At 65.0% G+C, this 24,935-nt stretch carries 19 protein-coding genes; 15 read left to right on the top strand and 4 right to left on the bottom strand.

What is annotated here, in order from left to right:
- Positions 1-135: 135 nt before the first annotated feature.
- The 7 genes from mdh (at position 136) to MKI88_RS12185 (ending at position 9,199) form a co-directional block, all read left to right on the top strand.
- Positions 136-1,098 (top strand): malate dehydrogenase, encoded by a 963-nt coding sequence (mdh, locus tag MKI88_RS12215; RefSeq protein WP_241631662.1) that lies wholly within the window; start codon positions 136-138, stop codon positions 1,096-1,098.
- A gap of 96 nt (positions 1,099-1,194) precedes the next feature.
- Positions 1,195-2,079 (top strand): succinate--CoA ligase subunit alpha, encoded by an 885-nt coding sequence (sucD, locus tag MKI88_RS12210; RefSeq protein WP_241631661.1) that lies wholly within the window; start codon positions 1,195-1,197, stop codon positions 2,077-2,079.
- Positions 2,080-2,137: 58 nt separating this feature from the next.
- Positions 2,138-5,059 carry a 2-oxoglutarate dehydrogenase E1 component gene (locus MKI88_RS12205; RefSeq protein ID WP_241631660.1) on the top strand — a complete coding sequence of 974 codons (2,922 nt, stop codon included), beginning with the start codon at positions 2,138-2,140 and terminating at the stop codon, positions 5,057-5,059.
- A gap of 8 nt (positions 5,060-5,067) precedes the next feature.
- Complete coding sequence (gene odhB, locus MKI88_RS12200; RefSeq protein WP_241631659.1) at positions 5,068-6,288, top strand: 2-oxoglutarate dehydrogenase complex dihydrolipoyllysine-residue succinyltransferase; 1,221 nt, start codon at positions 5,068-5,070, stop codon at positions 6,286-6,288.
- A 93-nt stretch (positions 6,289-6,381) separates the two neighbouring features.
- Positions 6,382-7,776 carry a dihydrolipoyl dehydrogenase gene (gene lpdA / locus MKI88_RS12195; RefSeq protein WP_241631658.1) on the top strand — a complete coding sequence of 465 codons (1,395 nt, stop codon included), beginning with the start codon at positions 6,382-6,384 and terminating at the stop codon, positions 7,774-7,776.
- Between the two features lie 73 nt (positions 7,777-7,849).
- Positions 7,850-8,482, top strand: a complete 633-nt coding sequence (locus tag MKI88_RS12190; protein WP_241631657.1) for a hypothetical protein — start codon at positions 7,850-7,852, stop codon at positions 8,480-8,482.
- Between the two features lie 132 nt (positions 8,483-8,614).
- Positions 8,615-9,199 (top strand): trimeric intracellular cation channel family protein, encoded by a 585-nt coding sequence (locus MKI88_RS12185; RefSeq protein WP_241631710.1) that lies wholly within the window; start codon positions 8,615-8,617, stop codon positions 9,197-9,199.
- Here the strand turns inward: MKI88_RS12185 and MKI88_RS12180 are convergent.
- Both MKI88_RS12180 and sppA read right to left on the bottom strand, forming a co-directional pair.
- Complete coding sequence (locus tag MKI88_RS12180) at positions 9,196-9,759, bottom strand: GNAT family N-acetyltransferase (protein WP_241631656.1); 564 nt, start codon at positions 9,757-9,759, stop codon at positions 9,196-9,198. The two genes, MKI88_RS12185 and MKI88_RS12180, sit on opposite strands and share 4 nt — an antisense overlap.
- Positions 9,756-11,630 (bottom strand): signal peptide peptidase SppA, encoded by a 1,875-nt coding sequence (gene sppA / locus MKI88_RS12175; protein WP_241631655.1) that lies wholly within the window; start codon positions 11,628-11,630, stop codon positions 9,756-9,758. The genes MKI88_RS12180 and sppA overlap by 4 nt, the downstream gene beginning before the upstream one ends.
- Before the next feature lie 297 nt (positions 11,631-11,927).
- Between sppA and groES the strand changes: the two genes are divergently transcribed.
- Positions 11,928-12,215, top strand: coding sequence for a co-chaperone GroES (gene groES / locus MKI88_RS12170; RefSeq protein ID WP_119763663.1), 288 nt, complete (start codon positions 11,928-11,930; stop codon positions 12,213-12,215).
- Positions 12,216-12,301: 86 nt separating this feature from the next.
- Positions 12,302-13,939 carry a chaperonin GroEL gene (groL, locus tag MKI88_RS12165; RefSeq protein ID WP_241631654.1) on the top strand — a complete coding sequence of 546 codons (1,638 nt, stop codon included), beginning with the start codon at positions 12,302-12,304 and terminating at the stop codon, positions 13,937-13,939.
- 168 nt (positions 13,940-14,107) lie between these two features.
- Here the strand turns inward: groL and MKI88_RS12160 are convergent, their stop codons facing one another.
- Entirely contained in the window at positions 14,108-14,398 is a 291-nt protein-coding gene (locus tag MKI88_RS12160; protein ID WP_241631653.1) for a hypothetical protein, read from the bottom strand.
- Between the two features lie 229 nt (positions 14,399-14,627).
- Between MKI88_RS12160 and MKI88_RS12155 the strand changes: the two genes are divergently transcribed.
- The 5 genes from MKI88_RS12155 to MKI88_RS12135 all read left to right on the top strand — a co-directional run bounded on the left by MKI88_RS12155 (position 14,628) and on the right by MKI88_RS12135 (position 21,325).
- On the top strand, positions 14,628-15,587 hold the full coding sequence (locus MKI88_RS12155) for a metalloregulator ArsR/SmtB family transcription factor (RefSeq protein WP_241631652.1): 960 nt from the start codon (positions 14,628-14,630) through the stop codon (positions 15,585-15,587).
- Positions 15,584-16,525, top strand: a complete 942-nt coding sequence (metF, locus tag MKI88_RS12150) for a methylenetetrahydrofolate reductase (protein WP_241631651.1) — start codon at positions 15,584-15,586, stop codon at positions 16,523-16,525. The genes MKI88_RS12155 and metF overlap by 4 nt, the downstream gene beginning before the upstream one ends.
- A complete protein-coding gene (locus tag MKI88_RS12145) occupies positions 16,522-17,568 on the top strand; it encodes a homocysteine S-methyltransferase family protein (protein WP_241631650.1) in 1,047 nt (348 codons plus the stop codon). The genes metF and MKI88_RS12145 overlap by 4 nt, the downstream gene beginning before the upstream one ends.
- A 127-nt stretch (positions 17,569-17,695) precedes the next feature.
- A complete protein-coding gene (gene metH, locus MKI88_RS12140) occupies positions 17,696-20,302 on the top strand; it encodes a methionine synthase (protein WP_241631649.1) in 2,607 nt (868 codons plus the stop codon).
- Positions 20,303-20,380: 78 nt separating this feature from the next.
- Positions 20,381-21,325, top strand: a complete 945-nt coding sequence (locus MKI88_RS12135; RefSeq protein WP_241631648.1) for a right-handed parallel beta-helix repeat-containing protein — start codon at positions 20,381-20,383, stop codon at positions 21,323-21,325.
- 3 nt (positions 21,326-21,328) lie between these two features.
- Here the strand turns inward: MKI88_RS12135 and MKI88_RS12130 are convergent, their stop codons facing one another.
- Complete coding sequence (locus MKI88_RS12130; protein WP_241631647.1) at positions 21,329-22,963, bottom strand: alkaline phosphatase family protein; 1,635 nt, start codon at positions 22,961-22,963, stop codon at positions 21,329-21,331.
- Positions 22,964-23,034: 71 nt separating this feature from the next.
- On the opposite strand from MKI88_RS12130, the gene MKI88_RS12125 reads away from it, so the two are divergent.
- The coding region (locus MKI88_RS12125) for a protein-disulfide reductase DsbD (protein ID WP_281063738.1) at positions 23,035-24,935 on the top strand (1,901 nt) is incomplete at its 3' end.

Here is a 24,935-nt window from a genome sequence, read left to right as displayed (position 1 = left end):
TCGCAAAGATTTCCGGATATACGGGCTTTTCTGCGGTTGCCCTCTTAACTTTATGGGCCTAAGCGGTCGGCCAATCTTGAATGGCTGCGGCCCGAGTCCTGTGGTCGCCTGGCCCTGATAAGGGAGAATGACTGCATGGCCCGGAAGAAGATCGCGCTGATCGGCGCTGGCAATATCGGCGGAACGCTCGCGCATCTCGCTGCAATCAAGGAACTGGGCGACATCGTTCTGTTCGACGTCGTCGAGGGCGTGCCGCAGGGCAAGGCGCTCGACCTGAGCCAGTGCGGCCCGATCGAAGGCTTCGACGCCAAAATCACGGGCTCGAACGACTATGCCGACATTGCGGGCGCGGACGTCATCATCGTCACCGCCGGCGTCGCGCGCAAGCCGGGCATGAGCCGCGACGACCTGCTCGGCATCAACCTCAAGGTCATGAAGGCCGTGGGCGAGGGCATCAAAAACAATGCCCCCGACGCGTTCGTCATCTGCATCACCAACCCGCTCGACGCGATGGTCTGGGCGCTGCGCGAATTCTCAGGCCTGCCGCACAACAAGGTCGTCGGCATGGCGGGCGTGCTGGATTCGGCGCGCTTCAGCCACTTCCTCGCCGACGAATTCGAGGTTTCGGTGCGCGACGTGAATACTTTTGTGCTCGGCGGCCACGGCGACACGATGGTCCCCGTCGTCCAGTATTCGACCGTCGCGGGCATCCCCGTGCCCGACCTTATCAAGCAGGGTCGCTCGACCAAGGAGCGCATCGACGCGATCGTCCAGCGCACGCGTTCGGGCGGCGGCGAGATCGTCGCGCTGCTCAAGACCGGTTCGGCTTATTACGCGCCTGCCACCAGCGGAATCGCGATGGCCGAGGCCTATCTCAACGACCAGAAGCGCCTGCTGCCCTGCGCGGCCTATGTCGAGGGCAAGTATGGCCTCGATGGCCTTTATGTCGGCGTCCCCGTGATCATCGGCAAGGACGGCGTCGAGCAGATCGTCGAGATCGAGCTGGACGACGAGGCCAAGGGCAACCTCCAGGTCTCGGTCGACGCGGTCAAGGAACTGCTCGATGCATGCAAGGGCATCGACGAAAGCCTGAAGTAATCATCCCGGTCCCCGCGTTCGCGCGGGGATTTGTGCGATGGCAAGTCACTGCCTGATCCCCGCAGTCGCGGGCATGGCGAAAAGGGAAATGACGGAATGTCCATCCTCGTAAACGCAAATACCAAGGTGATCACGCAGGGCTTTACCGGCGCGCAGGGCACCTTCCACTCCGAACAGGCGATCGCCTATGGCACCAAGGTCGTCGGCGGGGTCACGCCGGGCAAGGGCGGCACGACGCATATCGGCCTGCCCGTGTTCGACACGGTCGAGGAAGCCGTGAAGAAGACCGGCGCCGATGCGTCGGTGGTCTATGTTCCGCCCGCATTCGCCGCGGACTCGATCCTCGAGGCGATCGACGCAGAAGTGCCGCTGATCGTGTGCATCACCGAGGGCATTCCGGTGCTCGACATGGTCAAGGTGAAGCGCGCGCTGTCGGGCTCAAAGTCGCGGCTGATCGGCCCCAACTGCCCGGGCGTGCTGACGCCGGGTGAGTGCAAGATCGGCATCATGCCCGGCGGCATCTTCAAGAAGGGTTCGGTGGGTGTTGTTTCGCGTTCGGGCACGCTTACCTATGAGGCCGTGTTCCAGACATCCAATGAGGGCCTGGGCCAGACCACCGCGGTCGGCATCGGCGGCGATCCGGTCAACGGCACCAACTTCATCGACGTCCTCGAGCTGTTCCTGGCTGACGATGCGACCGAGTCGATCATCATGATCGGCGAGATCGGCGGCTCGGCCGAAGAGGAAGCCGCGCAGTTCCTGCGTGATGAGGCCAAGCGCGGCCGCAAGAAGCCGATGGTCGGCTTCATCGCGGGCCGCACCGCGCCTCCGGGGCGCCGCATGGGCCATGCCGGCGCGATCGTCTCGGGCGGCCAGGGTGGCGCCGAGGACAAGATCGCTGCGATGGAAGCCGCGGGCATCCGCGTCTCCCCCAGCCCGTCCGAACTCGGCACGACGCTGGTTCAGGTTTTGAAGGGCTAAACTTAGTGCCGGCCTCCCGCGCGTCTATGATGGGGAGGCCGGTAAAAAGGACAGTGAAATGGGTTACGAAGGCCAGGATTTCGACGACATCGCGGGCGTGAGCCCGGGCTTTGTCGAGGGGCTTTACCGCGTCTATCAGACGCAGCCGGACAAGGTGGAGCCGCAATGGCGCACCTTTTTCGAGGGGCTCGACACCGCAGTTGCGGGGCCGAGCTGGGCAAAGACCAACTGGCCGCCCAAGGACACTGATGCGCTGACCGCCGCGCTCGACCCGATGCAGATGCAGGTCGAGCCCAGGGCCGACGCGAAGAAGCCGGCGGCGCCTGCTCCGACAACGCTGGCAGGCGACGTCGCTTCCGCTGCCGCCGACGCTATCCGCGCGCAGATGCTGATCCGCACCTATCGTGTGCGCGGGCATCTCGCGGCCAACCTTGATCCGCTTGGTCTGTCCAAGCGCGAAATCCCCGCCGACCTGACCCCCGAATATCACGGCTTTTCTGCCGCCGACCTCGATCGTCCGGTCTATCTTGGCGGCACGCTCGGCCTCGAAAAGGCGACGGTACGCGAGATCGTCGACATTCTGCGCGCCAATTATTGCGGCAATGTCGGCCTCGAATACATGCACATCGCGGATGTGGAAGAACGCCGCTTCCTGCAGGACCGCATGGAGGGCAAGGACAAGGTCATCGTGTTCACGCCCGAGGGCAAGCGCGCGATCCTCGGGGCGGTCATGCGCGGCGAGCAGTACGAGAAGTTCCTCGGCAGGAAATATGTCGGCACCAAGCGCTTCGGCCTTGATGGCGGCGAGTCGATGATCCCCGCGCTCGAGGCGGTGATCAAATATGGCGGCCAGATGGGCGTGCGCGAGATCGTCTACGGCATGGCGCATCGCGGCCGCCTGAACGTCCTCGCCAATGTGATGTCCAAGCCTTACCGCGTGATCTTTCACGAATTCTCGGGGGGGTCGGCCAATCCCGACGATGTCGGCGGCTCGGGCGACGTGAAGTATCACCTCGGCACCTCAACCGACCGTGAGTTCGACGGCATCAACGTCCACATGTCGCTGGTCCCCAATCCCTCGCACCTCGAGGCGGTCGACCCAGTGGTCCTCGGCAAGGTCCGTGCGCAGCAGACCTTTTATGACGATCTCGTGGAGCACGATCAGGTGCTCCCCGTGCTCATCCACGGCGACGCCGCGTTCGCGGGGCAGGGCATCGTCTGGGAGACGCTCGGCTTCCAGGGTATCCGCGGCTATTCGACGGGCGGCTGCATCCACTTCATCATCAACAACCAGATCGGCTTCACGACGAGCCCGCAATTCGCGCGCAACTCGCCCTATCCGTCGGACGTGGCCAAGGGCGTTCAGGCGCCGATCTTCCACGTCAATGGCGACGACCCCGAGGCGGTGACCTTCGCCTGCAAGATGGCGATCGAGTTCCGCCAGAAGTTCGACAAGGACATCGTGATCGACATGTGGTGCTATCGCCGCTTCGGTCACAATGAGGGTGACGAGCCGAGCTTTACGCAGCCGCTGATGTATGCCGCGATCAGGCAGCATCCCGCGGTCAGCAAGATCTATGGCGATCGACTGATCGGGGAAAAGATGGTCGACCAGCAATGGATCGACGATACCACCCGGACCTATGTCGACCTGCTCGAGGAAGAGTTCGGCGCGGCCAAGGGCTACAAGCCCAACAAGGCCGACTGGTTCGCCGGCCGCTGGTCGGGGCTCAACCTGCCCGCCGACAAGGACATCACCAACCGCGCCATCGAGACGGGCGTCGAGAAAAAGTTGTTCGACAGCATCGGCCGCACGCTCACCGAGGTTCCCGAGGGGCTGAACATCCACAAGACGCTCGGCCGCGTGATCGACGCCAAGCGCGAGATGTTCAAATCGGGTGCAGGCTTTGACTGGGCCACCGGCGAAGCGCTCGCTTTCGGTACGTTGCTGTCGGAAGGCTTCAGCGTTCGCCTGTCAGGCCAGGACTCGGGGCGCGGCACTTTCAGCCAGCGTCATGCGGTCTGGGTCGATCAGACGACCGAGACACGCTATGTGCCGCTCTCGCAGGTTCCGCACGGGCGCTTCGACGTGCTCGACAGCCCGCTCTCAGAGTTCGGCGTGCTTGGCTTCGAATATGGCTATGCCATGGCCGACCCCAAGTCGCTCGTGCTGTGGGAGGGCCAGTTCGGCGACTTCGCCAATGGCGCACAGGTGATGATCGACCAGTTCATCGCCGCGGGCGAGGCGAAGTGGCTGCGCGCCAACGGCCTCGTGATGCTGCTGCCGCACGGCTATGAGGGGCAGGGCCCCGAGCACAGCTCGGCGCGCCTCGAGCGCTACCTCCAGCTTTGCGCCGGCGACAATATGCAGGTGTGCAACATCACCACCCCGGCCAATTATTATCATGTGCTGCGCCGGCAGATGCACCGCACCTTCCGCAAGCCGCTCATCATCATGACGCCCAAGTCGCTGCTCCGCCACAAGCTGGCGGTGTCGAAGACCGAGGATTTCCTGGGTGACAGCCACTTCAACCGCATCCTTTCGGACACCAATCCGGCGGCCGACAAGGATACGAAGCGGCTGGTGCTGTGCTCGGGCAAGGTCGCCTATGACCTGATCGAAGCGCGCGACGCCGCGGGCGACAAGAACACGCAGATCGTCCGCGTCGAGCAGCTCTATCCGTTCCCGGGCGAACAGCTGACGATCCGCCTGAAGCGCATGACCAATCTGGAAGAGGTCGTGTGGTGTCAGGAAGAGCCGAAGAACAACGGCGCGTGGTTCCTTGTCGAACCCTATATCGAGGCATGCCTTGCCGATGCGGGGCTCGCACCGATGCGCGCGCGCTATGCGGGCCGTGCGGCCTCGGCATCGCCCGCAACGGGATTCGCCTCGCGCCACCTGCTCGAACAGGGCGCGCTCATTGCAGACGCACTCGGACATAATGTCCGCGAAGAAGTTCGCCGCCAGAAGAAGGGTTGAAAACAATCATGGCAACCGAAGTCAAAGTCCCCGTACTGGGCGAATCGATCACCGAAGCCACCATTGGCGAATGGCTCAAAAAGCCGGGTGACGCCGTTGCGGTCGACGAACCCATCGCCAGCCTCGAGACCGACAAGGTTGCGGTCGAGGTGCCTTCGCCCGTCGCGGGCGTGATGGGCGAGCAGGTGGCGAAGCCCGGCGATACCGTCCAGGTCGGCGCGGTCATCGCGATCATCGAGGACGGCGCGGCCGCAGCCCCCGTTCCCGCAAAGGCAGAAGCTGCTGCCCCGGCGCCTGCTGCGATCGCTCCGGCACCCGCCGCTGCGGGCGACGATCATGTCATGACGTTGTCGCCCGCGGTGCGCCGCCTTGTGCTCGAGCATGGCCTCGACCCGTCGGCGATCAAGGGCACGGGCCGCGATGGCCGGCTGACCAAGGAAGACGTGCTCGCCGCAGCAGCGGGTCACAAGCCCGAGGTCTCCGCGGCCGCCCCGGCTGCTGCTGCGCCCGTTTCGGCCCCCTCGGGTGGTCGCAGGGAAGAGCGCGTCCGCATGACGCGCCTGCGCCAGACCATCGCGACGCGCCTCAAGGACGCGCAGAACACCGCGGCGATCCTGACCACCTTCAACGATGTCGACATGACCGCGGTCATGGAAGCGCGCGCGAAGTATAAGGATCTGTTCGAGAAGAAGCACGGCGTGCGTCTGGGCTTCATGGGCTTCTTCGTGAAGGCCGCCGTCATGGCATTGAAGGACATGCCCGCGGTCAACGCCTCGATCGAGGGCGACGAGATCGTCTATCACGACTATGTCGACATCTCGGTCGCGGTCTCGGCGCCCAACGGGCTCGTCGTTCCCGTGATCCGCGATGCGCAGGACATGAGCGTCGCGACCGTGGAGAAGACGATCGGCGATTTCGGCAAGCGCGCCAAGGACGGCACGCTCAAGATGGAAGAGATGAAGGGCGGCACCTTCACCATCTCCAATGGCGGCGTGTTCGGCTCGCTGCTGTCGACCCCGATCATCAACCCGCCGCAGTCGGCGGTGCTTGGCCTCCACCGCATCGACCAGCGCCCCGTCGTGGTCGATGGGCAGATCGTCATTCGTCCGATGATGTACCTCGCATTGAGCTACGATCACCGCCTGATCGACGGCCGTGAGGCCGTGACCTTCCTTGTCGCCTTGAAGAACGCGATCGAGGATCCCACAAGGTTGCTGATCGACCTGTAAGGTGCGCCAAGTACCCCGGCGGCGAAGGCCGGGGTCCAGCCGCGCCGCATTCTGGACCCCGGCCTTCGCCGGGGTACTTTGAGGAAAGAAGACATGGCAGAGTTTGATTTCGACGTCCTCGTGATCGGTTCAGGACCGGGCGGTTATGTCGCGGCGATCCGCGCGGCACAGCTTGGCCTCAGGACCGCGTGCGTCGAGAGCCGCGAAGCACTGGGCGGCACCTGCCTAAATGTCGGATGCATCCCCTCCAAGGCGCTGCTCCACGCGTCCGAGCTCTTCGAGGAGGCGCATAACGGCACGCTCGCCAAATTCGGCGTCAAGACCGAGGGCGTCAGCCTCGATCTCTCCAGCATGCTCGCGCAGAAGGACGAGGCGGTGAAGGGCCTGACGGGCGGCATCGCCTTCCTGTTCAAGAAGAACAAGGTCGAATGGCTCAAGGGCCATGGCAGGTTTACAGGCGCCAACACCGTCGACGTCGACGGCAAGTCCGTGACCGCGAAGAACATCGTCATCGCGACCGGCTCGAGCGTCACTCCGCTTCCGGGCGTCGAGATCGACCAGAAGGTTGTCGTTGATTCGACCGGCGCGCTCTCGCTGCCCAAGGTTCCCGAACACATGGTCGTGATCGGCGGCGGCGTGATCGGCCTCGAACTGGGGTCGGTGTGGCGTCGTCTGGGCGCCAAAGTGACCGTCGTCGAGTTTCTCGACCAGATCCTCCCCGGCTTTGACGGGGAGGTCCGCAAGGAAACCGCCAAGCTGTTCAAGAAGCAGGGCTTCGACATCAAGACCTCGACCAAGGTGACGGGCGTCGCCGTCAAGGGCGCGAAGGCGACCGTGACGATCGAGCCCGCTGCGGGCGGCGCCGCCGAAACGATCGAGGCTGATGCAGTGCTCGTGTCGATCGGTCGCCGGCCCAATACCGAAGGGCTTGGCCTCGAAGCCATCGGACTGCAGACCAACAATCGCGGTCAGATCGAAATCGGCCATGATTTCCAGACTGCCGTAAAGGGCGTCTATGCGATCGGCGACGTGGTGCCCGGCCCCATGCTTGCCCACAAGGCCGAAGACGAAGGCGTTGCGGTTGCCGAATTCATCGCGGGCATGACGGGCATCGTGAACCACGACGTGATCCCGAGCGTGGTCTATACGCATCCCGAGATCGCGGGCGTCGGCCTGACCGAAGAGCAGGCCAGGGAAAAGGGCGCCGTCAAGACGGGCAAGTTCCCGATGATGGCGAACAGCCGCGCCAAGGCGATCAGCGATACCGAAGGTTTCGTGAAGGTGGTCGCGGATGCCGAGACCGATCGCGTGCTCGGCGTGTGGATGGTCAGCTCGGTCGCGGGCACGATGATCGCACAGGCGGCGCAGGCGATGGAGTTCGGCGCGACGTCCGAGGACATCGCCTATACCTGCCACGCGCACCCGACGCATTCGGAAGCCTTCAAGGAAGCCGCAATGGCGGTTCAGGGCAAGCCGATCCATATGTGAAACACGCCCTGGCCGGGGAACCAAAACCCCGGCCGGGCGCTCAACTCCCATGAAGAACATATGGGAGAATTGCGTGAACAAGGCCGCATTGGTGCTGGTGCCCGGCTTTCTGGCAGTGAGCGCCTGCGAAAAGCCTTTGGCCCTTTCCGCCGATCCGATAGAGCGCGCGGCAACCTGCGGCGTTGTCGCGGCTGCCGAGGCGCGCCAGGGCCAGGCCGATTTTAGGGCGCCGCTCAGCATCGAGGCGCAGGGCAAGATCCTCCACCCGGCGCTGGCCATCGGGAGCGAAACCCCCGAATTCTCGCAGGACAAGGCCTCGGCGGTGGTCAAGCAGATGTCCGAGCGTGTCGACGCGGTGACCGACAGCGATTGGGAAAAGCTGGTCGAACCTTGTGCCACCGCCTTTCCGTTGCCGGCACAGGCGGCTGCCTTGCCGTCCGAGCCGCTGACAGCGGCTCTCGGTTGCGACGCGCTTGGCCGCTTCATGCGCGCAGCGCTGGCGAGCGACGGGCGCTATGAGAAGGTGCTTGCGGGGTACAACAAGCTGGAAAGCAGCCTCGACAGCAAGGTCGCACCCTTGCTGGCCAAACGGGGCGCCACGAGCACCGAGGCCACGCAGCTTGAAAAGCGCAAGGCACTCAGCGTCTTCGCAAAGCTGGGCAGGCCCGATCAGGTGATGGACGCCTGCGTGGACCGTTACACCTGACGCCGACCTTCCGCTTAATCGTCATTGCGAACCCTGAAAGGGTGCGGCAATCCATCTGCGCAAGACTGGATGGCAGTGGCGAGCCGAAGGGGGGACAGAGTGCAAGACGTTCATATCGGCACGTTGCTCGCGATGCTCGATCTGCTCGGCATCGCGGTGTTTGCAGCATCGGGCGCGCTGGCCGCGGCGCACAAGCAGCAGACGCTCGTCACATTCGCCTTTTTCGCGCTGGTGACAGGCGTGGGCGGCGGCACCGTCCGCGACCTGCTGATCGGGGCACCCGTATTCTGGGTGCATGACTGGCGCTACCCGGCCGCCAGCCTTGCGACCGCGATGCTCGTCTGGTTCACGCCGCGCCACTGGTGGCGGCCCAAGGCGCTTGACTGGTTCGACGCGGTGGGGCTTGCCGCCTATGCGGTGTTCGGCGCCGCCAAGTCGCTCGCTTTCGGCATCGCGCCATTGCCCGCGGTGATGATGGGCGTCATCACCGCCTGTGTGGGCGGCATCATTCGCGACGTCCTCGCCAACGAACCCTCGATCCTGTTGCGTCCCGAACTCTACGTGACCGCGGCGGCGCTGGCTTCGGCGCTCTTCATGGGACTGGTCGTGCTCGGCGCGCCAAACCCCGTCGCCGCGGTAATCGCGGCGCTGGCGGGGTTCGGCTTGCGGGGGCTGGCGATCTGGAAGCAGCTCGCGCTTCCCGCCTATCGCGGCTAGCTCGGGCCGACGACGCCGACATCCTTGAAGGGCTTGGGGTCGAGCGGCGGGTTGGACGCCTCGTTCAGCTCGCGCTGCCACATGCCGATGTCGTACCACTGGCCGTTCTTGAAGCCCATTTCGCGGCATACGCCCGCGCGGCGGAAGCCCAGCGATTCATGCAGACCGATGCTGTATTCGTTGGGCAGCGAGAGCACCGCGATCGCCTGCGTGAAATCCTGCGCGGTCAGCGTCTCGATCAGCGCCGAATAGAGCAGGCGGCCAAAGCCCTGGCCGCGCTGCACATTGCCGCCCAGATAGATCGAGGTCTCGACGGTATAGCGATAGGCGGGGCGCTCGCGGAACTTGCCCGCATAGGCATAGCCCATGATCGCATCGTCATCCTCGGTCGTCGCGACGAGCCAGGGATAGTAGCCGCCGCAATGCGTCATGCGGTGCTCCATCTCCTCGGGCGTCGGCGGCGAGGTTTCGAAGGAGATCGCCGTCGTCGTGACATAGGGCATGTATATCGCCGCAATCTGTGCGGCGTCCCTGGGCTCGGCTGCGCGGATCTTGATCATCGGGCGAGCCATCCCAGCATGCGGGCAACGATCGAGCTATCGACTACGGGCATTTTTCCCCCTTCAACCGGACATTCGAGGCACTGGGCGCGGACGACGGGCCCGTCGGTCAATCGTTCAGCATCGCTGACCGCGCGGAACAATGTCATCATGCGCGCCTGTGCGAGACGTGCGAGCAGATCCGCCTGCTTCCTGCTGTCATCCTCATCCTGTGTCCAGCCCTGAAACAGCATCGCGGCGAAGCCCGGCTCGTGTTCCAGATACTCGGCATGGACCTTGGCAGGGTCAAGCTTGGCGCGGCGCGCTGCCTCGGCGATCGCGTCCTCGATACCGCCGAACTGATCGACCAGGCCGAGCTGACGCGCGGTGCCGCCGTCCCAGACGCGACCCTGCGCGATGCCATCGACCTTCTGGACGGGCATGCCCCGCGCCTTGCTCACCAGTCCGAGGAAACGCGCATAGGTGTTCTCGATGCTCGACTGGATCACCGCGTCGAAGGTCGCGTTGGTCCCGCCGATGATGTCGGGCTGGCCCGAAAGCGGGGTGGTGGTCACGCCGTCGCTGGTGACGCCGACCTTGGCGAGCGCGTTCTCGAAGGTCGGGATGATCCCGAACACGCCGATTGAGCCTGTGATCGTCGAGGGTTCGGCGAAGATGCGGTCGGCGGGGGTCGAGACCCAATAGCCGCCCGAGGCCGCAACCGATCCCATCGAGACGACGACGGGGAGCCCTTCGGCCTTGGCCTGGAGGATCGCCTGCCGGATCTTCTCCGAGGCGAGCACCGATCCGCCGGGGGAATCGACGCGCACGACGAGCGCCTTCAGATCCTCTTCGGCCAGTCCCTTGAGGATCAGCTTTGAAATGCTGTCGCCACCCGCCGTGCCGGGAAGCGCTTCGCCGTCGACGATCTCGCCCGCGACGGTGATGACCCCGATCGCGTCGCCCGAGGATGGCGCGGGATTGGCGGCGATCCAGTTGGTGAGCCTGGTGTGCTTGAACGCGCCTTCGCCCTTGTCGTCGTCCGCGCCGGCGATCTCCGCAACGCGCTTGCCGAAGGCGATGCGGTCGCCGAGCTTGTCGACCAGACCGGCGCGCAGCGCCGCCTGGGCAAGGTCGCCGCCAGCGGCCGCGATCTGCTGCTGGGGCTGCGCGATGAATGCCGCGAGCTGCGCCTTTGGACGCGCTTTGGCGACATCGTCCTGCCAGTTCTGCCACAATGCGCCCGCAAGCGCCTGATCGGCCTGCTTCGCTTCGGGCGACTGGTCGGCGCGCGTATAGGGCTCGATCGCGGACTTGTAGGTGCCGACGCGGTAGACCTTGGTGGTGACGCCCAGCCGGTCGATCAGCCCCTTGTAATAGAGGCGCGAACCGCCGGGTCCGGTGAACAGCGTCAGCCCCATCGGATCGAGCCACACTTCAGAGGCATGTGCGGCGAGCTGGTAGCTGTCGTCGCTATAGCCCGTGGCATAGGCCAGCACGGGCTTCTTCGCCTTGCGGATCGTGTCGATCGCCTCAGCGGCGCGCGCGATGGCCGCCTGGCCGCCGCCGACAAAGCTGTCGAGATCGAGCACCACCACCTTTATCCGGTCATCGGTGGCCGCGGTCTCGAGCGCGCGCACGACGTCGCGCAGCCTGTGCTGCCGGACCGCGTCGGTCGCGCCCGCGAGCAGGCTCAGCGGATCGACCTCCTCGGGTTGCTCGACGAGCGTTCCGGAAAGGTCGACAAGCAGCGCGCCCGTCGTGACGTTCGCGGGATTGGGGCGCGCCGACAGCGCCGCCCAAAGCGCCACGAAAAAGAGCAGCATGAAGAGAAGCACGAGCGCGTCCTTCACGCCCACCAGCAATTTCCAGGCACCGCGCACGAACGACACGAACTCGCCTCCCGATCAGAATTGAGACTTTGGGGCTATAGGACCGGGCGCGCGCTGTAAACGCCGGCGTTGCCCGGCCGCTGATCGAGCCTTACGACCAGCTTGCCGATTCCTGACGCGCGATTGCAAAAAATCGTTGCTATCACCCTTGACCACCCGCAAGGGCAGACACATATCCCCGCCGTTAGCACTCGCCATGAGTGAGTGCTAATTCTGATTCACAACCGTTGGACTAGGGGGTTTTGAGCAATGGTTGCCGCATCTCCCGCGTCCACACAGATAAAGAAGGTGACGCGCATGAAGTTCCGTCCGTTGCACGATCGCGTCCTCGTCCGCCGCGTCGAGGCCGAAGAAAAGACCGCAGGCGGGATCATCATTCCCGATACGGCCAAGGAAAAGCCGCAGGAAGGCGAAGTCGTCGCCGCCGGTGCCGGCCTCAAGGCCGAAGACGGCAAGGTGACGCCGCTCGACGTCAAGGCGGGCGACAAGATTCTGTTCGGCAAATGGTCGGGCACCGAGGTCAAGATCGACGGCGAAGACCTGCTGATCATGAAGGAATCGGACATTCTGGGTATTGTTGGCTGAACGCCAACGGGGCTCGGCATCATCGGCTGAACCCCACGCCTTTTCCCATCCATTCGAAATTAATCAGAAAGTAGAGGTTGAAGATCATGGCAGCGAAAGACGTCAAATTTTCGCGCGACGCGCGCGAGCGCATCCTCCGGGGCGTTGATATCCTCGCCGACGCGGTGAAGGTGACCCTGGGCCCCAAGGGCCGCAACGTCGTCATCGACAAGAGCTTCGGCGCTCCGCGCATCACCAAGGACGGCGTGACCGTCGCCAAGGAAATCGAGCTCAAGGACAAGTTCGAGAACATGGGCGCCCAGATGGTGCGCGAAGTGGCCTCGAAGACCAACGACATCGCGGGTGACGGCACCACCACCGCCACCGTGCTTGCGCAGGCGATCGTCCGCGAAGGCATGAAGTCGGTTGCCGCCGGCATGAACCCGATGGACCTGAAGCGCGGCGTCGATCTGGCGGTTGCCAAGGTCGTCGAGGATCTCAAGGCGCGTTCGAAGCCCGTTTCGGGTTCGAGCGAGATTGCGCAGGTCGGCATCATCTCGGCCAATGGCGACAAGGAAGTCGGCGAGAAGATCGCTGAAGCCATGGAAAAGGTCGGCAAGGAAGGCGTGATCACCGTCGAGGAAGCGAAGGGTCTCGATTTCGAGCTCGACGTCGTCGAGGGCATGCAGTTCGACCGTGGCTACCTCTCGCCCTATTTCATCACCAACCCCGAGAAGATGCAGGTCGAACTCAACGACCCCTACATCCTCATCCATGAGAAGAAGCTCTCCAACCTCCAGGCGATGCTTCCGATCCTCGAGGCCGTGGTGCAGTCGGGCCGTCCGCTGCTCATCATCGCAGAGGACATCGAGGGCGAGGCGCTTGCCACGCTCGTCGTCAACAAGCTGCGTGGCGGCCTGAAGGTTGCTGCGGTCAAGGCTCCGGGCTTCGGCGATCGCCGCAAGGCGATGCTCGAGGACATCGCGATCCTGACCAAGGGCGAGATGATCTCGGAAGATCTCGGCATCAAGCTCGAGACCGTCACGCTCGGCATGCTCGGCCAGGCCAAGCGCGTCACGATCGACAAGGACAACACCACCATCGTCGATGGCGCGGGTGAGTCCGACGCGATCAAGGCTCGCACCGAGGCAATCCGCCAGCAGATCGAGAACACCACCAGCGACTATGACCGCGAGAAGCTCCAGGAGCGTCTGGCGAAGCTCGCGGGCGGCGTTGCGGTGATCAAGGTCGGCGGCGCCACCGAGGTCGAGGTCAAGGAGCGCAAGGACCGCGTCGATGACGCGCTGCACGCCACGCGCGCTGCGGTCGAGGAAGGCATCGTCCCCGGCGGCGGTACCGCTCTCCTCTATGCCACCAAGGCTCTCGAAGGCCTGAAGGGCGCGAACGACGACCAGACCCGCGGCATCGACATCATCCGCAAGGCGATCACCGCCCCCGTCAAGCAGATCGCGCAGAATGCCGGTCATGACGGCGCCGTGATCTCGGGCAACCTGCTGCGCGAGAATGACGAGACCAAGGGCTTCAACGCCGCGACCGACGTCTATGAGAACCTGGTCCAGGCCGGCGTGATCGACCCCACCAAGGTCGTGCGCACCGCGCTTCAGGATGCGGCTTCGGTTGCAGGGCTCCTCATCACGACCGAAGCGTCGATCGCTGAGCTGCCCGACGACAAACCGGCGATGCCGGCGATGCCGGGCGGCGGCATGGGCGGCATGGACTTCTAAGTCCCGCTATCCAAAAGGCAAAAGAAAGGGCCGGGGGGAAACCTCCGGCCCTTTTCCTTGTCGTGCTTCGGCCACGGTGAGGCACACACGCCGTTCCGAAGGCGCCAATGAAAAAGGCCGCGCTTCCGTGATGGAAGCGCGGCCCCGTTCAGCTGTCGGACGAAGCGATCAGTTCTTCACTTCTGCCGCGCCTTCCTTGAGCGCGTTGCCGGCGGCGTCGAGCGTGTTCGCGGTCGCATTGGCGGTCGCGGCAGCAGCGTTGTCAGCCACGTTCTCCGCGGCGCCGATCGCTTCCTCGCCGACATTGGCGACATCTGCGGCTGCGTTGTCGGCTGTGGCGGCGGCATCACCCGCCAGCGCGTTTGCGGCCTCCGCGGTTTCGTCCTGTGCCTTCTCGCTGCAGGCGGCAAGGCCGAGCGCTGCGGCGAGGACGAGCGATGCGGTGATCGACTTTTTCATGATTTTCCCTCCTGTTGAGACCCTGTGACCATGTTCGCGCATGCGGCCTGGCCATGGCCGACCCTCTTGCCCATGCCCGTATTGTCTACCCCTTTGGTTTCAGGCGTGCAACACGGCGCGCGGCGCGGGCAAGCGACTGCTCCACGGCGGGACAGTGTAGCGCGGCTTTCAACAGGCGATAGAAGTGCTTCGTTGACCACATATAAAGATTTCTTTATATCACGGATCCATGAACCCTTCGCTTGACATCTTTCGTGCTCTTGCCGACCCGACGCGGCTGCGCATCTTTGCGCTGCTGCGTCAGATGGAGCTGTCCGTCGGCGAACTTGCACAGACGCTCGGCCAAAGCCAGCCGCGCGTTTCGCGGCACGTGAAGATCCTGGCGGATGCCGGGCTCACCGCACGTCGTCGCGAGGGCAGCTGGGTTTTCCTGACGCTCGGCGGCGACGATATTGTCGCGCCGCTGGTGGCAGCGCTCGATGCATGGGGCGAGGGCAAACCTGATCCCTGGGCGGCCGCCGATGCCGCGCGCCTGACCGCGGTCCGCGCCGATCGGGCAGCGGCTGCGGAACGCTATTTCGATGCCCATGCCGAGCAATGGGACGCGATCCGGGGGCTTTACGTGGCCGAGAGCGAGGTCGAGGCCGCGATGCAGGCGCTGCTCGGCGGCGAGGCGATCGGCCGGCTGGTCGATATCGGCACGGGCACCGGGCGGATGCTGGCACTGTTCGGTCATGACGCGACGAGCGTGCTCGGCGTCGATCGCAGCCCGCAGATGCTGCGCCTCGCGCGCGCCAAGCTCGCCGAGGCGGGGCTGCACAGCGCGGATCTGCGCCAGGGCGATATGTATGCGCTGCCACTCGCCGATGGATCGGCGGATACCGTAGTGCTGCACCAGCTGCTTCACTTCGCGCAGATACCCGAGACGGTCATTGCCGAGGCGGGCCGGTTGCTCACCCCCGGCGGGCGCCTGTTGATCGCGGACTTCGCCTCGCACGAGCGCGAGGAGCTGCGCAGCGACGATGCGCATGCGCGATTGGGCTTCGCCGACGATCAGATCCGGCACTGGTTTGCGGATGCGGGACTTTCGGTCGAGGCAATCGAGGAATTGAAGGGCGGCGAGCTGACCGTGAAGCTCTGGCTCGGCCGCCGCAAGGAACAGAAGATGACACAAAGGAAAGCGGCATGACCTTCACACTGAGCCAGCTGGAGGAGGCGCGCCGCGCGCTCGATGCTCCGCTGTTCGCCGATCTGGCGGGCGACGCGCAGGTATCGTTCGAATTCTTCCCGCCCAAGACCGAGAAGATGGAGCAGACGCTGTGGGAAGCGATCCAGGCGCTGGTGCCGCTTGGGCCGCGTTTCGTTTCGGTTACCTATGGTGCAGGCGGTTCGACGCGCGAGCGCACCCACGCCACCGTCGCGCGCATCCAGAAGGAAACCCCGATCCCCGCCGCCGCGCACCTCACCTGTGTCGAGGCGAGCAAGGCCGATATCCGCGAGATCGCCGAGGCCTATTGGGAGGCGGGCGTGCGCCATATCGTCGCGCTGCGCGGCGATCCGCCGGTGATGGGCAGCACGTTCGCGCCGCATCCGCAAGGCTTTGCGGGCGCGGCCGATCTCGTCGCCGGCCTCAGGGAAATCGCACCGTTCGAAATCTCGGTCGCGGCCTATCCCGAAACGCATCCCGAGGCGCAGAGCGGGCAGGCCGATCTCGACAATCTCAAGCGCAAGCTCGATGCGGGCGCCAATCGCGCGATCAGCCAGTTCTTCTTCTCGCCCGACTGTTTCTTCCGCTTCCGCGACCGTGCGGCGGCGGCGGGGATCGATGCCGAGATCGTGCCGGGCATCCTGCCCGTTTCCAACGTCGCGCAGACGCGCAAGTTCGCTGCGATGTGCGGCGCGGCGATCCCGCCCTGGATGGACCGGCTGTTCGAAGGGCTCGACGACATGCCCGCGGCGCGCCAGCTCGTCGCCGCGACGATTTCGGCCGAGCTGTGCCGCAAGCTCTATGCCGGCGGCGTGCGCAATTTCCACTTCTACACGCTCAACCGTGCCGAGCTGAGCTACGCGATCTGCCACCTGCTTGGCCTGCGTCCCAAATCCAATATCGAGGAGAAGGCCGCATGAGCGCGCGCCAGAAACTGATCGAAGCCGCCTCGCAGCGCATCCTGCTGACCGATGGCGCCTTCGGCACCGAGATCCAGAACTACAAGCTCGACGAGGCCGCCTATCGCGGCCATCTCGATCTTGCGCGCGACCAGAAGGGCAATAACGACATCCTCGCGCTAACGCGGCCCGAGATCGTCGAGGCGATCACGCGCGCCTATCTGGAAGCCGGGTCGGACATCGTCTCGACCAACACCTTCTCGGCCAACGTCATCAGCCAGGCCGACTATGCCGCCGAACATCTGGTGAAGGACATCAACATCGCTTCCGCGCAGATCGCGCGGCGCGAGGCCGATGCCATGGAAACGCGCGACGGCCGCCCGCGCTTCGTGGCCGGCGCGATCGGACCAACCAACAAGACGCTGTCGCTCTCGCCCGACGTCAATGATCCCGGTTTTCGCGAGATCGATTTCGACTATCTGAAGGCCGTCTACCGCGAACAGATCGACGCGCTGCTCGAAGGCGGGGTCGACTTCATCCTGATCGAAACGGTGTTTGACACGCTCAATGCCAAGGCGGGGATCATGGCCGCGATCGAGGCGGGCGAGGCGCTTGGCCGCGACGTGCCGATCATGGTGTCGATGACGCTCACCGACCTGTCGGGACGCAATCTTTCGGGCCACACCGTCGAAGCCTTCTGGCACGCGGTGCGGCACGCCAGGCCCGTGACGATCGGGCTCAACTGCTCCTTCGGCGCCGAACAGCTCCGCCCGCATGTGCAGGTGCTCTCGGGTCTCGCCGACACGCTCATCATGGTCTACCCCAATGCGGGGCTGCCCAACGAGCTCGGCCAGTATGACGAACTCCCCGAGCAGACCGCGAAGCTGGTCGGCGAATGGGCGGGCAAGGGGCAGGTCAACATCCTCGGCGGCTGCTGCGGATCGACCCCTGCGCATATCGCGGCGATGGCGAATACGGTGGCGGGCCTCGAGCCGCGCCGGCTGCCAACGCCACCGGTGGTGACGCGCCTGGCCGGGCTCGAACCGATGACAATGGCGGCCTAACGAACATACAAAACACAAAGCCGTTCGGGCTGAGCCTGTCGAAGCCCATCCCTGCTTCAGCATCGTCAGGGAAGGAAAGGGCTTCGACAGGCTCAGCCCGAACGGATCAGAAAGACAAAGCAGATCAATGACCCAATCGACCGCCTCTTTCGTCAATATCGGTGAGCGCACCAACGTCACGGGTTCCGCGGCGTTCAAGAAGCTCATCATGGCGGGCGACTATGCGAAGGCCGTCGAGGTCGCGCGCCAGCAGGTCGAGAACGGCGCGCAGGTCGTCGACGTCAACATGGACGAGGGCCTGCTCGACGCCGAGTACGCGATGACCACCTTCCTGAAGCTCATCGCCGCCGAGCCCGATATCGCGCGCGTGCCGATCATGATCGACAGCTCCAAATGGAGCGTGATCGAGGCCGGCCTGAAATGCGTCTCGGGCAAGCCGATCGTCAACTCGATCAGCATGAAGGAAGGCGAGGAGGAATTTCTCAAGCACGCGCGCAAGTGCATGGCTTATGGCGCCGCGGTCGTCGTCATGGCGTTCGACGAAACGGGACAGGCCGATACGAAAGAGCGCAAGATCGAGATCTGCGAGCGCGCCTACAAGCTGCTCATGGGTATCGGATTTCCGCCCGAGGACATCATCTTCGATCCCAATGTCTTCGCGGTGGCGACGGGGATCGAGGAGCACAATAATTACGGCGTCGACTTCATTGAGGCGACGCGCGAGATCAAGCGTCGCTGCCCGCACGTCCATATCTCTGGCGGGCTTTCCAACCTGAGCTTCTCGTTCCGTGGCAACGAGCCGGTGCGCCGCGCGATGCACTCGGTGTTCCTCTATTACGCGATCCCCGCGGGCATGGACATGGCGATCGTCAATGCCGGCCAGCTCGACGTCTATGACACGATCGATCCCGAGCTGCGCCAGGCGTGCGAGGACGTGATCCTCAACCGCGATCCCGAAGCCACCGACCGGCTCATCGCGCTCGCCGAGAAGTTCAAGGGTACCGATGCCGTCGCCGAAAAGGCCGCCGAGGAATGGCGCGGCTGGGATGTTGCCAAGCGGCTGGAGCACGCGCTGGTCAAGGGCATCGACGCGCATGTCGTTGATGACACCGAGGAAGCACGCCAGCTTTTCGCGCGCCCGATCGAGGTGATCGAAGGCCCGCTGATGGACGGTATGAACGTCGTCGGCGACCTGTTCGGGTCGGGCAAGATGTTCCTGCCGCAGGTCGTGAAATCGGCGCGCGTCATGAAGAAGGCGGTGGCGCACCTGCTCCCCTTTATCGAGGCGCAGAAGGAAGCCGGCGCCAAGGCCAAGGGCTGCGTCGTCATGGCGACGGTCAAGGGCGACGTCCACGATATCGGCAAGAACATCGTCGGCGTCGTGCTCCAGTGCAACGGCTTCGAGGTTGTCGACCTCGGCGTGATGGTGGCGTGGACCGATATCCTGAAAGCCGCCAACGAGAATGACGCTGACATGATCGGGCTGTCGGGCCTCATCACCCCTTCGCTCGACGAAATGGTGACCGTGGCCGAGGAGATGCAGCGCGCCGAGATGGCGATCCCGTTGCTGATTGGTGGCGCCACGACCTCGCGCGTGCATACCGCGCTGCGCATCGATCCCGCGTACAAGGGCCCTGTCGTCCATGTGCTCGACGCCAGCCGCGCGGTCGGCGTCGCCTCGACGCTGGTCAGCGATACGCAACGCGATCCCTTCGTAGCGAAAACCGCCGCCGACTATCAGGCGGTGCGGGAGGCGCGCGAGGGCAAGGGACAGAATGCGCTGGTACCGATCGTGGCCGCACGCGCCAACGCCTTCCCGACCGATTATGCGCAGAAGCCCGGCGCCCCCAGACAACCCGGCGTGCACCGTTTCGACGACTGGTCGCTCGAGGACTTGCGCCAATATATCGACTGGACGCCCTTCTTCCGTTCCTGGGAGCTTGCGGGCAATTATCCCGCGATCCTCGAGGACGAGATCGTGGGGGAAAGCGCGAGCAGCCTGTTCGCCGATGCGCAGGCGATGCTCGACAGGATCATCGCGGAAAAGTGGCTGACCGCCAAGGGTGTGGCTGCGCTCTGGCAATGCCGCCGCGAGGGCGATGATGTGCTCATCGCCGCCAATGGCGAAGAGGTCCGCATGCCCTTCCTGCGCCAGCAGATCCAGAAGCGCGAGGGGCGCGCGAACATGTGTCTCGCCGATTTCATCGATCCCGCGGGCGACTGGATCGGCGGCTTCGCGGTCACAGCAGGGCATGGCATCGAGCCGCATCTCGCGCGTTTCAAGGCGGATAATGACGATTATTCGGATATTCTTCTGAAGGCGCTGGCCGATCGTCTTGCCGAGGCCTTTGCCGAGCGGATGCACCACCATGTCCGTACCGAGCTCTGGGGCTATGCCGAGGGTGAGCAACTGACCAACGAGGCGTTGATCAAGGAGCAATATCGCGGCATCCGTCCGGCGCCGGGCTATCCCGCATGCCCCGATCACAGCCAGAAGCCGATCCTGTTCGCCATGCTGCAGGGCGGTGAGAGTGGCGACCCGGCGGGCATCACGCTCACCGACAGTTTCGCCATGCTGCCGACAGCTGCGGTCTCGGGCTTCTACTTCGGCCATCCCGACGCCGAATATTTCGGCGTGGCGCGCATCGACCGCGACCAGCTCGAGGAATATGCGGTGCGCCGCGGCGTCGATCTGGCGACCGCCGAACGCTGGCTCAGGCCCAATCTGGACTGATCGCAAAAAATGGTTAGCGCGTCGAATTAACCGACAATCGTCATCGACTCGCACGCAGTTGCGAGTCACGCGGGGCAGATGATGCGTAAGGCGCTGCTCATGATTGCGATCCCGCTGCTGGCGAGCCCCACGCTCGCGCAGGAGGATGGCGCGCCCGCGCCCTTCACGATCGTCGAGACCGGGCAGCGGTTCGAAAATCTCTTCGAGGCGGTCGACGCGATCGGCGATGCGCAGGCGACGATCCGAATCGCGCCCGGCACCTATCGCCAGTGCGCGGTGCAGGAGCGGGGTGAGATCACCTATCGCGCCGCGATCCCGGGACAGGTGATCTTCGAGCGCACCACATGCGAGGGCAAGGCCGCGCTCGTCCTGCGCGGGCGCGCGGCGACGGTGGACGGCATCGTCTTTCGCAACCTGCGCGTCGCCGATGACAATGGCGCGGGCATCAGGCTGGAAAAGGGCGACCTCGACGTCTTCAAGGCGATGTTCCTCGACTCACAGCAGGGAATATTGAGCGCCAACGATCCCGCGGGATCGATCCGCGTGGAAGACTCGACCTTTTCGGGGCTCGGCTATTGTCCCGACGGCGGCTCGTGCGCGCACAGTATCTATATCGGGCGCTACGGCGCGCTCAGCGTCGTCAATTCGCGCTTCGAGCGCGGGACCGGCGGTCATTATGTCAAAAGCCGCGCGGCGCGCGTCGAGATTGCGGGATCGAGCTTCGACGACACGCGGGGCCACCAGACCAACTACATGATCGACCTGCCCTCGGGTGCGGTCGGCTCTATTCGCGGAAACACCTTCGTTCAGGGACGCGACAAGGAAAATTACAGCGCGCTTGTCGCGGTTGCCGCCGAGGAACGCGACAATCCGTCCGACGGACTGGTCGTCGCGGACAATCGCGCGTCGATTGCGCCCGGCGTCGACCGCGCGACCACCTTCGTCGTCGACTGGAGCGGCGAGCGCATCGTGCTCGCCACCAACCGGCTCGGTACCGGGCTGACCGCCTTCAAGCGCCAGTGACGATCAGGGGCAGGTCGAGCCCGCCCCCGCGTCGAGATCAAGGCAGCGCCCGTCGATCTCCTCGGCGGGGATTTTGAGGCTGATCAACGCGGCGAGCGTGGGCAGGATGTCCACGGTCTCGACGCCCAGCGGCTGCTCGAATCCCGTCGTGCCGGGACGATAGAAGAGGATCGGCACGCGGCGGTCATAGCTCCAGGGCGAGCCGTGCGTCGCGACATAACCGGGACCCGGCTTCGAGATCGGCGTGACGTTGGGCTTCAACAGCACGATCAGGTCGCCCGAGCGCTCGGGATCGAACGAGGCGCGCGCGCGCTGCGCCAGATCCCATTCCTCCACGGGCGGCTGGGGATCGGCGACGCGGCGCAGCTCTTCCTTGGTCAGCGCCGCTGCGACCTGCGGATGCGCCAGCAGCTTCGCTCTGGCGATCGCGAGCACGCGATCGCGCTGCGCATCGGGCACTGCCTTGGAGAGATACCAGTCGCCAAAGGGGCCGTCGCCATAGAAGAGCGGACCGTCGAGCTTCAGTGCCAGCTCGCCCACGAGCGCCTTGCCGAAATTACCGGGCAGCAGCGCGACATCGGCGCGCACTGCATCGGCGAAGCCGCGCTGGCGGTTGCGTTCGGGCAGGTCATGGCCGCCATGATCGGCGGTCAGCACGACCGCATAGGGCACGCCGCTGGCGTCAAGCGCCGAGAGGATGCGGCCGACATTGGCGTCGAGCCCCACCATCTGCGCGCACATCTCCGCGCCCTCGGTGCCAAAGCCATGGCCGACATAGTCGGTGGCCGAAAGCCCGATGGCCAGCACGTCGGGCGACGCGCCCTGACCCAGCTTCATTTCCTTCATCAGCCCGATGGCCAGATCCGCGGTCGCCGCATCGAATTCGATCGCGGCACGGAAGCTCCTGAAATCCTCGGCCTTGCGATCGGCAAGCACGCCGACCTGCTGCTCGGCGCTGACCGGCACCGCCACCGAGCGCGACCGGCATTGCGCGGGAAGCACGGTCTTGCCCGGCTTCGCCACGATCTCCGCGACGCGGGCATTGATCCGGGTCACTGTCGCGGGGGGTGTCGCGGTGCGGTCGGCAAGCGTCACATAGGATTTGCCACCCCAGAACCACATCTGGTCGGTCTCATGGCCGCCCATCATCACCGCCGCGCGGTCCTTGCCCGCAACCGCCACGACGCGCGCGCCGGGGTCCGCGGCCTTCAGCCGATCGCCGAGCGTCGGGACCTTCAACAGCCTGGTCGAGACGACATATTTGTCCGAATTGCTGCCGGGCGCGTCGGTATCCTCCGAGCAATAAACCTTCTTGTCCTCGCGGCCGAGGCTGAGGTCGAACCAGTTGTTGGCGATGATACCCGTGCGCGCGGGGTGCGATCCGGTGAGGATCGTCGAATGGCCCGGACAGGTCTCGGTCGCGGCATGGCTCTGATAACCCGAGGGGTAGACCACGCCGTCCTGCAGCCGTTTCATCCCGTCTTTGAACAGCGGTCGATATTCGGCGAAGACATTGGCAGAGAACTGGTCCACCGAGATGGCGACGATGAGCCTGGGTTTCTGCGCGGGCTGCGCCGCGAGCGCCGCGGGGATGGCGAGGGCTGTCAGAAGGGTGGTAACGCGCGCGCGTGTCTTCACGAATAACTCCTTGTCGCCAACGGGTGCAGTTGGGCTAGTATAGGGTGAACCCCGATGGATAAAGTGTGCGGATGAATATGTTGCGTTTCGCGATGATGACATTGCTCAGCCTGTTGCTGGGCACCCAGGCCTATGGGCAGGCGCAGCCGACGCATATCAAGCCGACGCTGGTCGCCGAAACCACGGTGCCGGCGGCGGGCCGGACCGTGACGCTGGCGCTCGCGATGAAGCCCGACAAGGGCTGGCACGGCTATTGGAAGAACCCCGGTGACGCGGGAATCACTCCCGAGTTCAACTGGTCGCTGCCTGCGGGAATCACCGCCGCCGACGCACAATATCCCGTGCCGCACCGGCTGCTGCTCGCGGGGCTGATGAACTATGTCTATGAGGCTGACTATGCGCACCTCATCACGCTGACGCTGCCCGCGGGGCTGGCGCCCGGCACGAAACTCCCGATCCGACTGGCCGCCGACTGGCTCGCCTGCACCGATCAGGTCTGCGTTCCCGAAAGCGGGACGATGGCGATCGACCTCGTCGTCGGCGATGGCGCGATCGACCCCGCGCGCAAGGGCCAGTTCGACCGCTGGCGCGCCTTGCTCCCCAAGCCTCTGGGCAGCGAAGGGCACTTTCAGGTTACTGGTGGCAACTTCCGGCTCGGCGTCCCGTTGCCCGCCTCTGCGGCGCTTGGCGACGTCTATTTCTTTCCGCTGACCGATGGCGCGATCGACTATGCCGCGCCGCAGACGGTGCGCCGCGACGGCGACATGCTGACGATCGAGGTCAAGGCCGGCGGTCAGGCGACCGAGCTCAAGACGATCGAGGGCGTGCTGGCGCTCGACAAAAATATGGGGCTCGCGCTCAAGGCGGTGCCCGGCAGCGTCGCGGCCGGCGGCGCAATCGTCTCCTCCGGCGACAAAGGGGGTGTCGAGGGCGCAGGCGGGTTCGCGGGGACGCTGCTCGTCTCCTTCGGCGCCGCACTGCTCGGCGGGCTGCTCCTCAACATCATGCCCTGTGTCTTTCCGATACTGAGCCTGAAGGCGCTGAGCCTTGCGCGCGCGGGCGGGCATGAGGCCGAGGCGCGGCGCGAGGCGCTCGCCTATACCGCGGGGATCGTGCTCGTCTGCGTCGCACTGGGCACGGCGCTGCTCGCGCTGCGTGCGGGCGGCAGCGCCGCGGGCTGGGCGTTCCAGCTTCAGGATCCGCGCGTCATCCTCTTCCTGCTGCTGCTGGTGAGCGCGGTTGCGCTCAACCTCGCCGGACTGTTCGACTTCGCATCGCTGGGATTCGGCAACAGGCTTGCGGGGCAGGGCGGCACCGCGGGCGCATTCTGGACCGGCGCGCTGGCCGCGTTCGTTGCGACCCCGTGCACCGGTCCGTTCATGGGCGTGGCACTGGGTGCGGCACTCGTGCTGCCGCCGCTTGCCGCGATCATGATCTTCGCGGGCCTCGGGCTTGGGCTCGCGCTGCCCTTCCTCGCGCTCGGCTTCATTCCCGGGCTGCGTAACCGCCTGCCCAGGCCCGGTGCCTGGATGGAACGCTTCCAGCGCATCCTCTCGATCCCGATGTTCGCCACCGCACTCGGTCTGGCCTGGATCCTCGGCCGTCAGGCGGGAGTCGACGGCATGGCGATGGGGCTTGCAGCCGCCTTGGTACTCGGGCTCGCGCTCTGGTGGATCGGGCGACGTCAGGCCCATGGCGACGGCAGGAACTGGCTCGCGCTCGCCCCCGCGGCGGCCGTGGCGGTCGCTATGATCCTCACGGTATCCCCCGCACCCCAGGCCGCCGCGGGCGCTTCGCGCGACGGCGTGCTGGCATCCGAGCCGTTCAGCGAGGCGCGTCTCGCCGCGCTTCAGCAGGAGGGGCGGCCGGTCTTCGTCTATTTTACCGCCGACTGGTGCCTGAGCTGCAAGGTCAACGAAAAGGCGGCGATCCAGCGGCAGGAAGTGGCCGACGCATTCGCTGCAAAGAAGGT

This window comes from Sphingomonas sp. LaA6.9 (genome assembly GCF_022601895.1).
GTDB lineage: Bacteria > Pseudomonadota > Alphaproteobacteria > Sphingomonadales > Sphingomonadaceae > Sphingobium_A.
The sequence above is the reverse complement of the archived record's forward strand: the minus strand, read 5'-3'. Positions and strand labels throughout refer to the sequence as shown.

Excerpts from the sequence above, each read along its gene's own strand:
- mdh (WP_241631662.1), top strand. The coding sequence starts at position 136 with ATGGCCCGGAAGAAGATCGCGCTGATCGGCGCTGGCAATATCGGCGGA.
- sucD (WP_241631661.1), top strand. The coding sequence starts at position 1,195 with ATGTCCATCCTCGTAAACGCAAATACCAAGGTGATCACGCAGGGCTTT.
- MKI88_RS12205 (WP_241631660.1), top strand. The coding sequence starts at position 2,138 with ATGGGTTACGAAGGCCAGGATTTCGACGACATCGCGGGCGTGAGCCCG.
- odhB (WP_241631659.1), top strand. The coding sequence starts at position 5,068 with ATGGCAACCGAAGTCAAAGTCCCCGTACTGGGCGAATCGATCACCGAA.
- lpdA (WP_241631658.1), top strand. The coding sequence starts at position 6,382 with ATGGCAGAGTTTGATTTCGACGTCCTCGTGATCGGTTCAGGACCGGGC.
- MKI88_RS12185 (WP_241631710.1), top strand. The coding sequence starts at position 8,615 with ATGCTCGATCTGCTCGGCATCGCGGTGTTTGCAGCATCGGGCGCGCTG.
- MKI88_RS12180 (WP_241631656.1), bottom strand. The coding sequence starts at position 9,759 with ATGATCAAGATCCGCGCAGCCGAGCCCAGGGACGCCGCACAGATTGCG.
- groES (WP_119763663.1), top strand. The coding sequence starts at position 11,928 with ATGAAGTTCCGTCCGTTGCACGATCGCGTCCTCGTCCGCCGCGTCGAG.
- groL (WP_241631654.1), top strand. The coding sequence starts at position 12,302 with ATGGCAGCGAAAGACGTCAAATTTTCGCGCGACGCGCGCGAGCGCATC.
- MKI88_RS12160 (WP_241631653.1), bottom strand. The coding sequence starts at position 14,398 with ATGAAAAAGTCGATCACCGCATCGCTCGTCCTCGCCGCAGCGCTCGGC.
- MKI88_RS12155 (WP_241631652.1), top strand. The coding sequence starts at position 14,628 with ATGAACCCTTCGCTTGACATCTTTCGTGCTCTTGCCGACCCGACGCGG.
- metF (WP_241631651.1), top strand. The coding sequence starts at position 15,584 with ATGACCTTCACACTGAGCCAGCTGGAGGAGGCGCGCCGCGCGCTCGAT.
- MKI88_RS12145 (WP_241631650.1), top strand. The coding sequence starts at position 16,522 with ATGAGCGCGCGCCAGAAACTGATCGAAGCCGCCTCGCAGCGCATCCTG.
- metH (WP_241631649.1), top strand. The coding sequence starts at position 17,696 with ATGACCCAATCGACCGCCTCTTTCGTCAATATCGGTGAGCGCACCAAC.
- MKI88_RS12135 (WP_241631648.1), top strand. The coding sequence starts at position 20,381 with ATGATGCGTAAGGCGCTGCTCATGATTGCGATCCCGCTGCTGGCGAGC.